The organism is Thiomicrospira sp. R3 (assembly GCF_029581415.1).
Classification (GTDB): domain Bacteria; phylum Pseudomonadota; class Gammaproteobacteria; order Thiomicrospirales; family Thiomicrospiraceae; genus Thiomicrospira.
In genome coordinates this window covers 1,910,478-1,923,364 of the sequence record NZ_CP121121.1, presented here as the reverse complement: position 1 = coordinate 1,923,364, position 12,887 = coordinate 1,910,478, and the positions used below count along the sequence as shown (strand labels likewise).

Sequence of the window (12,887 nt, the reverse complement as noted above, 5' to 3'; positions counted from 1 at the left end):
CACCAACGATTAAAGCGGTTTGGTTAAAGCTATCGTGATCAAAAAAATAATCGTGAAGCTCATCGGCAAACCAAGACGAACCAATGGTTATGAGAGCTACTGAGACGAGCAGCATGTAAAAATCAGTTTTTGTTAGCGTTTTAATGGCTTTTTTTAATAGGTTTTTTCGAGGCATAAATTTTTCTCTGCTTAATTAAACTTGATGTTTTCTGGTTCGATCGTAAGGCCGTGCAAACTGACACGGTTTACCTTGGTATGCTTGATATCGTAGCGATCGGCATTAAGGCCTAAGGCTTTTTTGAGTGCTTGTCTAATGCCATTTTTTCGTTGCGAGATGAAAGATTTTGTCATGCCATCTTTAATAGCGGCTAGGGTACGATCCATGTCACGCATAGGGTCGATAACTTGGTTTTTAATGTTCAAAAACTCATCCCGATAGACTAGGTCGGGGTAATCGTCTGTTGGAATTTGAATACCCGGTTGATGGTTAATGAGTCGGTCAACCATCCAACAGTAAAAAACAAAATTAACGGGTGAGAGTTGAATTTTTTTTGTGCCAATTTCAAGTGAGCGGGTAGCCATGTTTATAACAACATCACTGGTTACAAAAGTTTGTTGCAGTTGTTCAACCAGCGTCTGAAATTCTTGCGAATCGTCAATTAAATGCCGATCTAAGGCATAGCGGAGCCTAACAATGGGCAAATAGGCTAAATCTACTTTGGCATTTTTTACATCCATAATGTCTTGTTGGTCTCGGGAACGAATGATGCTCGAGTAGGGGGTGGGATAGAAGAAATTCGGATGACCTTCAAATTGCGGCTCAACAAGTACATGGGAGAGTCGATCTTGTTCGCGACCAAACATGGATAACGCATAGCCGGCATAAAATCCCATGGTTTTTCGGCCGCCCGCAATCGACACATGCAGAGCCGTGTTTGCATCGGCAGTAAATTGGCGAATATGCTCGGTTATTTGATTAGCAACGGCATTGTTCTCCGCTGGGGTGCGAATGTCTTCTATGGGTTGTTGATGTTCGTTGATTAAGATATGAATATGATTTTCATTAAATTCAATCCCTTTAATTTTATAGTCTTTACAGAATCTATGGAACCAACCACCGTTTTCATTGAACAGAGCTAGCTTGCAATGTTTAGCCCCACGAACGGTGGTTAGGAGGTGAATTTCGGTCGGAATAAACGCGTCGTTGCAGGTGGTGAGTGCGTAGAGGGTTTCAGTTAAAATTTGTGGCGACAAGCCAATGACCGCATATAAGATCCGTTTCGGATAATCTTGGGGCTGTGTTGCGTCTATTGTGCTTGCTGTGGCCATGCGTTCTAAGGTTCCTCGCCTAGTATGGTAATAAACAGGAGTTAACCATTTTAGTAAGAATTACGGAAAAAGGTAAAGTAAAAAGTTTTTTGTTTATCAACAGTGCGGTTATTTATGCATAATAAAAACCTTTGTGTTTCGGGGGAATTTAATGAGTACGTACGTTGTAACACGGCATAAGGGTGCGTTAGATTGGTTAACGCAGGAAGGTTTTTTATTTGATGCGCATATTGCGCATTTAGATATTAGTTCACTCGTGGCGGGTGATGTGGTGGTTGGAAACTTGCCAATTCCTATGGTGGCCGAATTAACTAATAAACAAGTTCGCTATTGGCATTTGGCTTTTGATGTGCCGTTTGAATTACGCGGTCAAGAGTTAACGGCCGCTCAACTGCGTACATTGGGTATTAGCTTAAAATCTTACTGTGTTACAGAGGTGCTGAATCAGTAGCTTTTAACGGCTTAGTATTTTGTGCAGGTGCTGAGGTAGCGCTTCAATTTGCATGCCATGAATTAGGTCGATGTGATACTCTTGAGCTCGTTCTTGGTCATGCGGCGTAATGGGGTGCAAACTGATGAGTAAGCCTCGTCCAGTGGTGCCACCAATTTTGGTGAGTGTATCCAGTTTGTATAGGCTGTCACGCAACAGAGTATTTCCTCGCGTTTTTGCGGTTTTGCATTCAATAATAATGAGTTTATTGTCAACTAAAACGGCGTTATCAAGTTCGTTTTGAATACCATTACTATTGGATTGAATTTCTAGTCCGAGCGCAAAATCCTGGATTTTTTTGTTTTTAGCACTGAGCTGTTTAATAGTGTGGAAAACTAACTCTTCAAGCCAGCCACCGTTACAAAAAAATCGCGCATCTTCAGAGAGGAATTCTATAGCATCTCCCTGGCGTTCCACCAGATTAAACTCAACAAGAAGTGTAATTAGGTCGTTCAATGCGGTGCCGCAGTTTTGTATTGGGGTTGATACCTGTTGATTACTCCTGGCTGAACTCGCCAACGCATTGAGTTGACTTAGGGCGGGCGTAAATTTTCTAATTTGGGTAGCCAGCGTTTCAACGAGTGGTCTTAGTTGGGGGTATTTTGAGCCTTGTGGTTTTTGGCAGGGCGACCAGCCGTGCGCTGTTAAAAAAGCGGGTAGCTTAATCAGGTCATCTAGTGCTTGAGTGGGCCGATTTTTGGGTATATACCAGCTCAGGGTATCATTGAGATTCATATAATAAGCTTCGGTGCCATCCGCTTCGGTCATTAAAGCCATTTCATACAGGGCGAGGCTCATGGGTTTGGTGCCACCGCTTAGGTTGCAGATAAGTTGGGTTGCGCCAAGTTGATATTCTTGTTGGTAAAGTGCAATAAAAAACTCGCGTAAAAGCGCTAAATTATCTGAACTAGGTAGTTCTAGTAAACGCGTTTTTTTGCCATAGATTTTTAATGCGTTGGCAAGCCATTGTGCGTGTTCATTGAATGGCCGAGTGTGCGTAAGGATGACTTCGTCAACTTGCATGGAGCTGTCCATGAGTGGCACCAGGTTTGGGGTGGCTTGTTTTGATACAAGACAGATATGAATGACTTTCATTGTGCCGCCTGATTTTTTAGTAGCTAGCTTTAATTGCAAATACCAATGATTAAACCGTTTTTTGCAAGCGGTGGCTAGTAATTTTTTAGTTATTGATGATTTGATTATGCGATTTGTAACTGTGCAATTGTTGAAATTGTAGAACGGGAGTTTGAATGCTGAAATTAATACACACCGCTGACTGGCATTTAGGGCGCGTACTGCACCATCAGTCGTTGCTCGAAGATCAAGCCACTGTGCTTGACCAGATTATTGATTATGCTATTACATTTCAAGTGGATGGCCTGCTGGTTGCCGGTGATATTTATGACCGCGCGATGCCACCAGCTGAGGCGGTGCGTTTGTTGAATAAAACCGTGAATCGGTTAGCGCAAGCGGGGATTCCGCTGATTATGATCAGCGGCAATCATGACAGCGCCGAGCGTTTAGGTTTTGCGGCTGAACAACTGCAAAAAACCGGTTTGCATATATTGTCAGACCTTAATCGTGTGACCGAACCGGTGCGCCTGCAAAAAGGTGATGTCACTGTTCAGGTATTTGGCATTCCTTTTGCCGACCCAGAGCGTGTGCGTAATCAGTTTGATCAACCCGTGCAAGATTATGACCAAGCGCATAGCTTTCTCGTTGATCTGATCCAGCAGTCACGCGACACGTCTTTACCCACCATTTTAATGTCCCATTGCTTTGTTGATGGCGCCCAAAGCTCCGAATCTGAAAAAACGCTGTCGGTGGGCGGTTCAGACCGCGTGTCTTATGAACCGATGCTTGATTTTGATTATGTGGCACTTGGACATCTGCACGGCCCGCAGTTTCGTGGCGCCAAACATATTCGTTATGCTGGCTCACCGTTGAAGTACAGCTTTTCTGAGCATAAGCACACTAAAGGCATCACACTACTAAGCTTTGATTCAAGCGGCTTGGTTGCACAGCAACACTTGCCACTCAACAGTCCGCGTGATCTGCGGGTTATTGAGGGATTGTTGGACGAGGTAATCGCACAGGGTAAAGAAGACCCGAATATTGAACGTCGACCGCAGCAGGAACGTAAGAAGTCACGTGGCGAGGGCACAACCACCCAAAGTGCCGAAGCTTTTCTCTATCATCTGAATGGTGATGGTTCGGAAGCCTTGTTGGTGTCAAAAAAGATCAAAGAGTTTAATGACAAGATTATCGAGTTAATTGGCTTAAGCTCCGAACAGTTTCGCCAAGTGATGGTGTTGCCGCAGGGTTTGTTTCGCAAACTCTTATTAGCCGACTCAAAAGACCGTGAACCCATATTAAGTCAGTTATTTCAGACCCATATTTATAAACGCCTTGAAGACCATATTAAAGCGCAAGCGGCGCAAGTTAACCGCCACAAGCAAGCTCAAGCTGAACAGGTGAAAGGGATTCTTCATACTGTAGACTGTCCAACACGTGAAGCCTTGCATGAGCGACTTGATTTGGTAAAGCTGGCATTGGCCACGCACCAGCATAGCTTTGCACCACATCTGATAAGCTAATGGCGTAGCGAAAAGCTGCAACAGGATTTCAAAGCATTGCAGGCGCGCTGCAACAGTTACAAACAGAACTCGCGACCGCGGTGCCGCCCGATTTGCCCGCTATGCAAGCACACCTGCTCGCCGAGCAACAAGCCTATCAAGCGGTTGAAGAGGCCTTTAATCAAGTCAGTATTGATTTTAGCAAGCTGCAAAGTGCGTTGCAAAAGCTTGAACAAAGTGATGTGCAAAACCAAGCTTTAGATGCTGAATACCAAGTGATTGGCACGCTGAGCGAGGTACTTAGTGGCGATAACAATTGCGCATCGATGTTATTTCCAGCATGCAAGGCAGTCGTATTAAAGTGATTGGGCTCTAGTAATATTGCCAGGCCTGGTTTCTTCGAAGTGCTTTATAAAAAATAGTGCCATAAAAACTGGGGAGCTTCCCCCGCCGCTAAAAACGACGCAACGACAGTCCTCTCGGTTTAAGCATGAGGTTGCTCGGTGGTTGGCCACTAGAAAGCGCGAGGTTTCACATGTTTAGCATAGCCTGGGCATGACGGAAGTGGCAATAAGTGATTTGGATTGAATAGAAAGCGTTATAAAAACAGTGCCTTTGTCTTATGGTTCGAATCCCTAGTCCACCGCCATATCCGATTAAAAAGCCCGACTTGTTCGGGCTTTTTAATGCCTTCAGCAGGCTATCAGATTGTCTATTCTTTAACCCATAGGTATAGCTAGCTATACCTGCTCGCTTATTTTTGACGCGCTTTTTTTAGGTTGGTTATGAGCGTTTTAATCGATTGCTGATCGGCTGTGTTTATACAGCCGCTTGATTGATAATGTTCTAAACGCATAAGCAGTTGTTGCGGCTTAGTTAACGAATCAAGTCCAGTTGAAAGCTTATTAAACCAGTATGGTGTTTTATTGTAAAATTATGTTTTAGTTTTTACTTAAGGTGGGTTTGGCTATGTTCATTGTTTACAGTCCTGAAGGGCGTAATGTTATTGGGCGCCAAGAGTCGAAAATTGAATCGCCTAAGCGTATCAATGCGGTTTCTGAGGCCGAGTTTGAGCAAACCATGATGGAGTTAGACAAGGACACTAAAGACCCTAGGGAGTCATCACAGCATGCCTACTCCCAGCACCATAAGCTCAATTATGGTTTGAGCCAGTATCAAAAACAACTCGAAACGATGCAAGAACGCCATGTCGTTGTTCAAGTGTCCGAAATTATGACCACAAAAATTTACAGTTTACCGCCCCAAGCCAGCTTGTCTGAAGCCTGGGGGTTAATGCAAACCCACGATATTCATCATATCCCGATTATCGAAAACAACAATTTAATTGGAATGTGCTCGGTACAGGCGTTATTGCGTCATGTGATGGTAGATGATGATAACCGACTGTCAAGTCAAGATGGGCTTAAGGTCGGCGATATCGCTAATCCAAAAGTGATTACTACCTTGCCTAACGTAGATGTTCGCCGAGTTGCGTATATTATGACGGAATGCAATATTGGCTCATTACCTGTGATGTCTCACTCTAGCCAATTGCTTGGTATTATCACCCGATCAGATTTGATTAAACGTTTGGCTCAGTTTCCACCGCTTGAAATCTATGCTTAGAGTAATGTTATAAAAATCTGTACTTATTTTGGAGCTTGTTGTTAGTTTGTTTGCCCATTAATGAATCGTTTGTTGAACAAATTGTGTTTTCTTTTCCAACCACCTTTGTCGTGGATCGGCAAGGGAAAATCCGTTATAGCTTAAATCAGGGCGTTGAATGGGATATTCCCGAACCTGAAGCCCCCTTGGTCGAGTTACTTAAACAGCCTAATCTTGGTTGTTTTTGGTGTTTTGTTCGTTGTCTTGTTCACCAAACAAAACATCAATATCTTCTTGATCAAGGTATTCATAAGCATTAGCTTGTTTAGAGGCCACCGCACTGGGAAGTGGGAAGTCGAGATGCGTCAATTGAACGTCGTTTAACTTGTCGGTAAATTGCTGTAAGGCCTGAATAACTTGACCGCTCAGGTCTCGGTTAGTTTGTTCAAGGATAATGTCTTGTAATTGATGCATCCAGTTTAGTTGAATTTCTTTGAGCTCTCCAAGGTATTCTATAATCTGGCCGGTTTTTAGCGCTTCAGCCTGCTGGAAACTGAGTCGTTTTAAGTCCTCAATCATCATTTCAGCGATTTGGATGGTTTGTTGTGAGGTCGTTTCTAATCGGCTATCAATATAATTTAAACAGGTGTGTACTTTTTCTTGTGGGCTCAACGCGTTCATAAATCATCCTTGCTTTAATCGTGGTATTATTCACATCATTTTTTACAATCTAGCATAAACGCTAAAAAAACTAAATATGGCTGCATCACTAAAAGATCAATTTAACACCCGCTGGTTACAAAACTGGTCGGATAACTTCTGTTTATGCTTTAAAAATATTAACAAGCAAAAAAGTGACCAAGCCTTCTGCGAATCGGTTAAACCACTTCGCAAACGCCTGTCGTTTAGGCCGCTGACCACACGACGTTATTATCCTGGTCGCCATAAAATCCAACTCATTATTAACGGTGAAATAAAGCACCAGGCCTGGTTTGAGGTGAAAAGTCTATGTTAGACAGCAAACTAAACGTGATTTTTGAAAATGCCACGTTTGTCTTAATCAATAAACCCGCTGGGCTGAGTTTTCATTCCGAACAAACACCAGGCCTGGTGGTGTTGGCGCAGAAACAATTAGAGCTAAAAGAAATCTATCCCGTGCATCGACTCGATAAAATGACATCAGGCCTGGTGCTATTAGCCAAAACCCTCGCGGCGGCACAAGCCTTTCAAACAATGTTTGAACAGCGGCAAATCGAAAAGTTTTATCTCGTCATTTCCACCCATAAACCCAAAAAGAAACAAGGCTGGATAAAAGGCGATATGCAACCGAGTCGGCGCGGCAGCTGGCGTTTAACCACCAGCATGGAAAACCCCGCGATCACCCAATTTATCAACGCCAGCCTCGCGCCGAATGAGCGCGCGTTTTTGGTCAAACCCCACACCGGCAAAACCCATCAAATCCGTGTCGCGCTCAAAAGCCTCGGCGCACCCATAGCGGGGGATAGACGTTATCAGGCGGTCCAACAGGCCGAACAAGAAGACCGCGGTTATTTACACGCCTACGCGCTTAGATTTGAGCTATTTGGCGAACACTATGCCTTTGTTTGCCCACCGAGTGATGGCAAGCGCTTTGTAAACGATAACTTTCGGCTACAATGTGCCGCTTGGAGCCAACCTTGGACATTATTTTAATGCGCAATAGCACTGGCAAATACTGGGAAGATACACCACTAGAGCAACTAACCCAAGCACAATGGGAAAGCCTATGTGATGGCTGCGGCCTGTGCTGTCTGCACAAACTGCAAGACGAAGACACCGATGAAATTGTATATACCCGCGTGGTATGCCGTTATTCAAACCTCGAAACAGGGCAGTGTGGCGATTATGAAAACCGCTCAACGAATGTGCCAACCTGCGTGCCGCTCACACTTGAACGCATCGCTGAATTCGACTGGCTACCCGAATCCTGCGCCTACCGCCTGCGCTACCACAATCAACCCCTACCCGACTGGCACCCCCTAAATACCAGCACCCACACCCAAGTCAAATACCACGGCCTGCAATCCATCAACGTTGTCATTGAAACTGCTAAAATTGATGTAGAAGATTATTTAATCGACAAGCCTTGAGTGGTCAATTTTGACTTAATCACTATATTTCTTAAGTTAAATCAAGTGACCGTTTAGATGTAATATTACGACCAGTATTTCATCTAGCAAAATGGTTTTACTTACGATAGTATGCTTGGAAGTTGCAACTATTAGTGGAATTCAGGTACTACATAGTAAGATTTATGCATTTAATGGCGACGGGACTCGATGTCAAGCTGACTAAGTTTATTGGGGCAAATTGCTCTAAATCTGTGGACAAAAAACTTTATCGCTACATTACAAGTTTGACGGTATTGATGGATTAGATTAATATGTATAACCGTTCTGGATATACAAGGAGTTTGTTATGACTGCGATTACAACAACCGTATTTAAAAATAACCAATCTCAGGCGGTGCGTTTGCCAAAGTCGGTTGCCTTGGATGAAAGCATCAAGCAGGTTGTGATTACTGCGATTGGCAAAGCGCGGATTATCACACCGCTTGAACAGAGTTGGGATGATTGGTTTGACGCTAAAGGCGTGAGCGATGACTTTATGAACGAGCGTGAACAAGAGCCGGATCAGGTTCGGGAATCACTATGATCAAGTATTTACTCGACACAAATATTCTTATCTACACCATAAAACACCGACCTAAGCAGGTACGTGATGCTTTTAATAATCATGTAACGCAGATGGCTATTTCGACTATTACAGTGGGTGAATTGATTTATGGTGCCGAACGTTCTGCCCAACCTGAACGGAATCTTGCGGATATTGAAGGCATGATCGCGCGTTTGGATGTTCTGGATTTTGATATGCAGGCCGCAACCCATTTTGGTCAGATTCGTGCAGAACTTTATGCAAAAGGTCAGCCGATAGGCCCTTATGACATGATGATTGCCGGTCATGCTCGAAGCCAAGGGCTAATATTGGTGAGCAATAACATTAAAGAATTTGAACGCGTACCGGGTTTAAGACTTGAGAATTGGGTTTAGGCGTTTGACTAATAAAGTATGACCAGAGCATGCTGATTGGCGTCAATTTTTTGGATGGGTTGGCGACGTGGATTAGGGTGGAATGGATTCGTGTTATAATTTGTCTAAATGGTTTTCCAAATTGAAGTGGTAAAAGGAGCGGTCATGATTGAGGCAACACTGGCGGACTTACGTTCACCCAAACAGTTTCAGCAATGGGATGAGGTGGTGCATTTGGTGGATGCACGCAAGAAGAATGCCGTTGGCTATTTTGTGCCGCAGTCACTTAGTGCGCTCTTTGAACCTTTTTTGCAACAAATTGAAGTACAAAGAAAAACCGAACTGTTAATTCGCATTGCCACCGCGCAAAAGCATGATCCGATAGAGGAAGGAGCCTTATCCGATGGCCTGGTGTAGAGGCGATATTGTGTTGGTTAATTTCAATCCGACTAAAGGCCAAGAAATGAACAAGTTTTGTCCAGCGATAATAATGAGCGAGCAACAAGATAATGAGATTTTGCCGACCTTAATGGTAATCCCGCTTTCCACTCAGCTAGTTGACCAAGCGATGCCTTATCGTTTTCGAATTCAGGCACGCGCGGATTTAAAACAGGATTCCGATGCGTGTATCAATGAAATTCGCGCTTTATCGAAAGAGCGTGTGCAACAAAAACTTGGGAAAGTTAGCCCAGATGAGTATCAACAAATAGTAGCCGGTTTATGTCAGATTCTAGTGACAAAATAAGACGAGTGTTCCCCAGTTGAAAGGGGATAATAGGCCGCACAAACTAAATTAATAATATTGAGAAAAACATGGCGATAAATTGGTTTCCGGGACACATGCACAAGGCGCGTAAAGACATTGCTGAGGTGATGGCGCAGGTGGATGTGATTATTGAGATGTTGGATGCGCGGATTCCGTTTTCGAGCGAGAATCCGTTGGTGAATGGGCTACGAGGCGATACGCCTTGTATTAAGGTTTTGAATAAAGCAGATTTGGCTGATCCGGTATTAACTCAGGTTTGGGTTGAGCATTTTGATCAGCAAAAAGGGTTTCGTGCGATTCCTATCAGTCAACAAAATCCTGAACAAATCAGAGCTTTACTGAACTTAGCTAAAACCTTAATTGGTGAGCGTGATTTTGCGATTCGTCCTGCGCGGGCGATGATTATGGGTGTTCCGAATGTTGGTAAATCGACCTTAATTAATACCTTGGCAGGTCGCACAATTGCTCGAACGGGTAATGAGGCGGGGGTCACGAAGTCGCAGCAAAAAATTAAACTGGCTAATGATATTTACCTGACCGATACTCCTGGGTTTTTGTGGCCAAAACTAACGCCACCAGAGTCGGGTTATCGATTGGCGATTACTGGGGGCATTAAGGATACAGCGTTTGACTATCCAGATATCGCTTTATTTGCTGCCGAGCATTTGCTTAAAGCCTATCCTGAGCGGCTTTCTAGTCGTTATGGATTAGCTGAACTTCCACACCATGACGAAGAGCTTTTGATTGAAATAGGTAAAAAGCGCGGGTGTGTGGGTAAGCGCGGTTCTGTAGATTGGGAAAAGGTGAGCCGGATTTTAATTAATGAATTAAGAGAGGGTAAGTTAGGCCCTTTAAGCTTAGAAACGCCACAAGGTGTGCTTGAAGAGGTAGCGAGGGCGCAACAGCTTGAGCAGGAAAAGGCCGCATTAAAAACACAACGTGAGGCAGAACGCAAAGCCCGTACTAAAAAGAATCGAAAGTAATCAACGTTGAACCACCAGGCCTGCTTGTTAAAGCCTGATGATTAAATGTGTGATTAAAAGCAGCGGGGCACAAATGCCTTAATGGTGTTGATGACCGCCAACGCCGTGCGCGTGACCATGATCAATTTCTTCCGCTGATGCATCGCGTACATCCAGCACTTCGACTTCAAAAGTAAGGTCTTGTCCCGCGAGTGGGTGATTAGCATCAACTGTGACCCTCTCACCTTCAATAGCGGTAATTTCTACAGATTGCATCCCTTGATCAGATTGGGCTTCAAAACGCATGCCGACCTCAAGCTTCTCAACGCCCTGAAAAAGATCGCTGGGTACTTGCTGGATTAGATAATCTTCGACTTCGCCATAGGCTTGAGCGGCAGGAACGGTGACGGTAAACTTATCACCGGCCGCTTTTCCTTCTAACTCGTCTTCTAAGCCTGTAATTAAGTTATGGTGACCATGCAAGTAGGCCAAAGGTTGGCCGTCTGATTTGTCCATGACCTCACCTGAGGCGTTGGTTAGAGTGTAGTCAATCTGAGCCACTTTATCTTTTTCAATTTTCATGAGAAATCCTTGGTTAAATGTAAAACTTGGTGTTCAGTGGAGTATCATACCGATACAAAAACAGGCTTTGTAACAGATTTATGATAATGGGGTGATTTTATGGCGTACTTATGGGTTAAGGTGTTTCATCTTTTGTTTATGATGTCTTGGATGGCGGGGATTTTTTATCTCCCTCGTATTTTTGTGCATTATGTAGAAGGTCAGGCCGCTGGACAACAGGTAGAACGTTTGGCTATTATGGCGCGTAAGCTGTGGAATTTTATGACTATCATGATGGTTTTAACCCTGGTAACTGGTTTTTGGTTGTGGTTTGGTTTTGGTTTTAGCGGTGGTTGGTTACATGCCAAATTATTGATGGTCGCGTTGCTTATTGCTTATCATTTCTGGGCGATGAAGCGCATGAAAGAAATGCAACAAGGCCGTTTAGATCATTCGGGGGTCTATTATCGCTGGGCGAATGAAATTCCACTATTTATTACTTTTGCGTTATTAATTTTTGTGGTTTTGAAACCCTTCTAAAAGGTCTGTTAAATCATGTCGAGTCACCAAGTACTTCTTAATAAGCTTGAAAAACGCGCGCTGAATTTCTCTATTTGGGGCAATGTGTTTATGGTGGTAATCGGGGTAGGCTTTGCGATTGTCAGCTACTCGGATGCGATTATGTTGGATGGGCTTTATTCCTTTATTCACCTGTTGATCGCCTTGTTGACGCTGCGTGTGTCCAAGCTAGTTATGAAGCCGAGTAATGATGAATATCCGTTTGGTTATTGGATGTACGAGCCAATGATCAATCTGGCGAAGGGTTTGATGATTATCACCTTGCTGGCGTTGGCTTTGTTTAATGCCTTTGCTTCGCTTTATAGCGGCGGCAAGCAGGTGATTTTAGACATGGCGATTTTTTATGCCTTTTTAGCCACGCTCGGCTGTTTCATCTCGGCTTGGTTAGTCGGGCACTGGGGCAAACAGGCGCATTCGCCTTTAGCGTTGGTCGATGCTAAAAACTGGTGGGTAGATGGTTATATTTCAGCGGTAATGCTGGTGGTGTTTATCGCCGCATTTGTTTTGGAAGATAGCGATTGGGCGGATTGGGTGCCTTATTTTGATCCCTTGATGGTTATTGCTCTTGTGCTACTGATTGTGATAGTGCCTTTATCTATTATGCGCGATGCTTGGAACGAAATTGTTGGCAAACATCCGGGCGAAGATATTGAAGATAAAATCCGCGACCTGATTGATTCGGTGGTGAGTAGTGCGGTGCATAAAGGTTATAGGTTGCGTTTGGTGATGACCGGACGTTTTTTGTTGGTGCATATCTATTTCAAAATTCAGGCTGATACGCCTTTAGATAGCATCGAAGCCTTGGACGAGGTGCGCGAGCAACTTTACCAGGCTTTTCGTAAACACTATCCGTTTGTCGCGATGGATGTGGTGTTTACCCAACAAGAGAAGTGGGAAAAAATTTCCACGGGTGAGCAGTCGCCTATGGCGTTAGAGAATAAACACGATTAG

At 44.0% G+C, this 12,887-nt stretch carries 18 protein-coding genes; 14 read left to right on the top strand and 4 right to left on the bottom strand.

What is annotated here, in order from left to right; translation table 11 throughout:
- Positions 1-189 precede the first annotated feature (189 nt).
- On the bottom strand, positions 190-1,329 hold the full coding sequence (gene csm6, locus P8S55_RS09855; protein WP_289224036.1) for a CRISPR-associated ring nuclease Csm6: 1,140 nt from the start codon (positions 1,327-1,329) through the stop codon (positions 190-192).
- Between the two features lie 151 nt (positions 1,330-1,480).
- Between csm6 and csx16 the strand changes: the two genes are divergently transcribed.
- Positions 1,481-1,780: a CRISPR-associated protein Csx16 gene (gene csx16 / locus P8S55_RS09850; protein ID WP_289224035.1), complete on the top strand. Its 300-nt coding sequence runs from the start codon at positions 1,481-1,483 to the stop codon at positions 1,778-1,780.
- A gap of 3 nt (positions 1,781-1,783) precedes the next feature.
- On the opposite strand, the gene P8S55_RS09845 is transcribed toward csx16, so the two are convergent.
- Positions 1,784-2,914, bottom strand: coding sequence for a Card1-like endonuclease domain-containing protein (locus P8S55_RS09845; RefSeq protein ID WP_289224034.1), 1,131 nt, complete (start codon positions 2,912-2,914; stop codon positions 1,784-1,786).
- 155 nt (positions 2,915-3,069) lie between these two features.
- Here P8S55_RS09845 and P8S55_RS09840 point away from each other — a divergent pair, with 155 nt between their 5' ends.
- The 3 genes from P8S55_RS09840 to P8S55_RS09830 all read left to right on the top strand — a co-directional run bounded on the left by P8S55_RS09840 (position 3,070) and on the right by P8S55_RS09830 (position 6,021).
- The gene (locus tag P8S55_RS09840; RefSeq protein ID WP_289224033.1) at positions 3,070-4,416 is read left to right on the top strand and encodes an exonuclease subunit SbcD; all 1,347 of its coding nucleotides are present in this window, start codon (positions 3,070-3,072) and stop codon (positions 4,414-4,416) included.
- Positions 4,417-4,517: 101 nt separating this feature from the next.
- A complete protein-coding gene (locus P8S55_RS09835; protein WP_289224032.1) occupies positions 4,518-4,760 on the top strand; it encodes a hypothetical protein in 243 nt (80 codons plus the stop codon).
- 604 nt (positions 4,761-5,364) lie between these two features.
- Positions 5,365-6,021, top strand: a complete 657-nt coding sequence (locus tag P8S55_RS09830) for a CBS domain-containing protein (RefSeq protein ID WP_289224031.1) — start codon at positions 5,365-5,367, stop codon at positions 6,019-6,021.
- A 207-nt stretch (positions 6,022-6,228) separates the two neighbouring features.
- On the opposite strand, the gene P8S55_RS09825 is transcribed toward P8S55_RS09830, so the two are convergent.
- Positions 6,229-6,681, bottom strand: coding sequence for a hypothetical protein (locus tag P8S55_RS09825; protein ID WP_289224030.1), 453 nt, complete (start codon positions 6,679-6,681; stop codon positions 6,229-6,231).
- Positions 6,682-6,757: 76 nt separating this feature from the next.
- Here P8S55_RS09825 and P8S55_RS09820 point away from each other — a divergent pair, with 76 nt between their 5' ends.
- From P8S55_RS09820 to ylqF, 8 genes are all read left to right on the top strand, one after another.
- Entirely contained in the window at positions 6,758-7,015 is a 258-nt protein-coding gene (locus P8S55_RS09820; protein ID WP_289224029.1) for a YhaZ family DNA alkylation repair protein, read from the top strand.
- The gene (locus tag P8S55_RS09815) at positions 7,009-7,692 is read left to right on the top strand and encodes a TIGR01621 family pseudouridine synthase (RefSeq protein WP_289224028.1); all 684 of its coding nucleotides are present in this window, start codon (positions 7,009-7,011) and stop codon (positions 7,690-7,692) included. The genes P8S55_RS09820 and P8S55_RS09815 overlap by 7 nt, the downstream gene beginning before the upstream one ends.
- Positions 7,677-8,129, top strand: a complete 453-nt coding sequence (locus P8S55_RS09810; RefSeq protein ID WP_289224027.1) for a YcgN family cysteine cluster protein — start codon at positions 7,677-7,679, stop codon at positions 8,127-8,129. Before P8S55_RS09815 ends, P8S55_RS09810 begins: the two co-directional genes overlap by 16 nt.
- 328 nt (positions 8,130-8,457) lie before the next feature.
- Entirely contained in the window at positions 8,458-8,694 is a 237-nt protein-coding gene (vapB, locus tag P8S55_RS09805) for a type II toxin-antitoxin system VapB family antitoxin (protein WP_353957012.1), read from the top strand.
- A complete protein-coding gene (vapC, locus tag P8S55_RS09800) occupies positions 8,691-9,089 on the top strand; it encodes a type II toxin-antitoxin system tRNA(fMet)-specific endonuclease VapC (protein WP_289224026.1) in 399 nt (132 codons plus the stop codon). Before vapB ends, vapC begins: the two co-directional genes overlap by 4 nt.
- Positions 9,090-9,233: 144 nt before the next feature.
- Positions 9,234-9,485, top strand: a complete 252-nt coding sequence (locus P8S55_RS09795; RefSeq protein WP_289224025.1) for a hypothetical protein — start codon at positions 9,234-9,236, stop codon at positions 9,483-9,485.
- The gene (locus P8S55_RS09790; RefSeq protein WP_289224024.1) at positions 9,472-9,813 is read left to right on the top strand and encodes a type II toxin-antitoxin system PemK/MazF family toxin; all 342 of its coding nucleotides are present in this window, start codon (positions 9,472-9,474) and stop codon (positions 9,811-9,813) included. The genes P8S55_RS09795 and P8S55_RS09790 overlap by 14 nt, the downstream gene beginning before the upstream one ends.
- A 68-nt stretch (positions 9,814-9,881) precedes the next feature.
- The gene (gene ylqF / locus P8S55_RS09785) at positions 9,882-10,817 is read left to right on the top strand and encodes a ribosome biogenesis GTPase YlqF (protein ID WP_289224023.1); all 936 of its coding nucleotides are present in this window, start codon (positions 9,882-9,884) and stop codon (positions 10,815-10,817) included.
- Positions 10,818-10,895: 78 nt separating this feature from the next.
- On the opposite strand, the gene slyD is transcribed toward ylqF, so the two are convergent.
- Positions 10,896-11,378, bottom strand: coding sequence for a peptidylprolyl isomerase (gene slyD / locus P8S55_RS09780; protein WP_289224022.1), 483 nt, complete (start codon positions 11,376-11,378; stop codon positions 10,896-10,898).
- A gap of 99 nt (positions 11,379-11,477) precedes the next feature.
- On the opposite strand from slyD, the gene P8S55_RS09775 reads away from it, so the two are divergent.
- Both P8S55_RS09775 and P8S55_RS09770 read left to right on the top strand, forming a co-directional pair.
- Positions 11,478-11,897 (top strand): CopD family protein, encoded by a 420-nt coding sequence (locus tag P8S55_RS09775; RefSeq protein ID WP_289224021.1) that lies wholly within the window; start codon positions 11,478-11,480, stop codon positions 11,895-11,897.
- A 15-nt stretch (positions 11,898-11,912) separates the two neighbouring features.
- Positions 11,913-12,887, top strand: a complete 975-nt coding sequence (locus P8S55_RS09770; protein WP_289224020.1) for a cation diffusion facilitator family transporter — start codon at positions 11,913-11,915, stop codon at positions 12,885-12,887.

Bases quoted from the DNA above. Each gene is read 5' to 3' on its own strand.
- P8S55_RS09790 (WP_289224024.1), top strand. From the start codon at position 9,472: ATGGCCTGGTGTAGAGGCGATATTGTGTTGGTTAATTTCAATCCGACT.
- csx16 (WP_289224035.1), top strand. From the start codon at position 1,481: ATGAGTACGTACGTTGTAACACGGCATAAGGGTGCGTTAGATTGGTTA.
- P8S55_RS09830 (WP_289224031.1), top strand. From the start codon at position 5,365: ATGTTCATTGTTTACAGTCCTGAAGGGCGTAATGTTATTGGGCGCCAA.
- vapC (WP_289224026.1), top strand. From the start codon at position 8,691: ATGATCAAGTATTTACTCGACACAAATATTCTTATCTACACCATAAAA.
- csm6 (WP_289224036.1), bottom strand. From the start codon at position 1,329: ATGGCCACAGCAAGCACAATAGACGCAACACAGCCCCAAGATTATCCG.
- P8S55_RS09795 (WP_289224025.1), top strand. From the start codon at position 9,234: ATGATTGAGGCAACACTGGCGGACTTACGTTCACCCAAACAGTTTCAG.
- P8S55_RS09840 (WP_289224033.1), top strand. From the start codon at position 3,070: ATGCTGAAATTAATACACACCGCTGACTGGCATTTAGGGCGCGTACTG.
- P8S55_RS09815 (WP_289224028.1), top strand. From the start codon at position 7,009: ATGTTAGACAGCAAACTAAACGTGATTTTTGAAAATGCCACGTTTGTC.
- P8S55_RS09770 (WP_289224020.1), top strand. From the start codon at position 11,913: ATGTCGAGTCACCAAGTACTTCTTAATAAGCTTGAAAAACGCGCGCTG.
- slyD (WP_289224022.1), bottom strand. From the start codon at position 11,378: ATGAAAATTGAAAAAGATAAAGTGGCTCAGATTGACTACACTCTAACC.
- P8S55_RS09775 (WP_289224021.1), top strand. From the start codon at position 11,478: ATGGCGTACTTATGGGTTAAGGTGTTTCATCTTTTGTTTATGATGTCT.
- vapB (WP_353957012.1), top strand. From the start codon at position 8,458: ATGACTGCGATTACAACAACCGTATTTAAAAATAACCAATCTCAGGCG.
- P8S55_RS09845 (WP_289224034.1), bottom strand. From the start codon at position 2,914: ATGAAAGTCATTCATATCTGTCTTGTATCAAAACAAGCCACCCCAAAC.
- P8S55_RS09825 (WP_289224030.1), bottom strand. From the start codon at position 6,681: ATGAACGCGTTGAGCCCACAAGAAAAAGTACACACCTGTTTAAATTAT.
- ylqF (WP_289224023.1), top strand. From the start codon at position 9,882: ATGGCGATAAATTGGTTTCCGGGACACATGCACAAGGCGCGTAAAGAC.
- P8S55_RS09835 (WP_289224032.1), top strand. From the start codon at position 4,518: ATGCAAGCACACCTGCTCGCCGAGCAACAAGCCTATCAAGCGGTTGAA.
- P8S55_RS09820 (WP_289224029.1), top strand. From the start codon at position 6,758: ATGGCTGCATCACTAAAAGATCAATTTAACACCCGCTGGTTACAAAAC.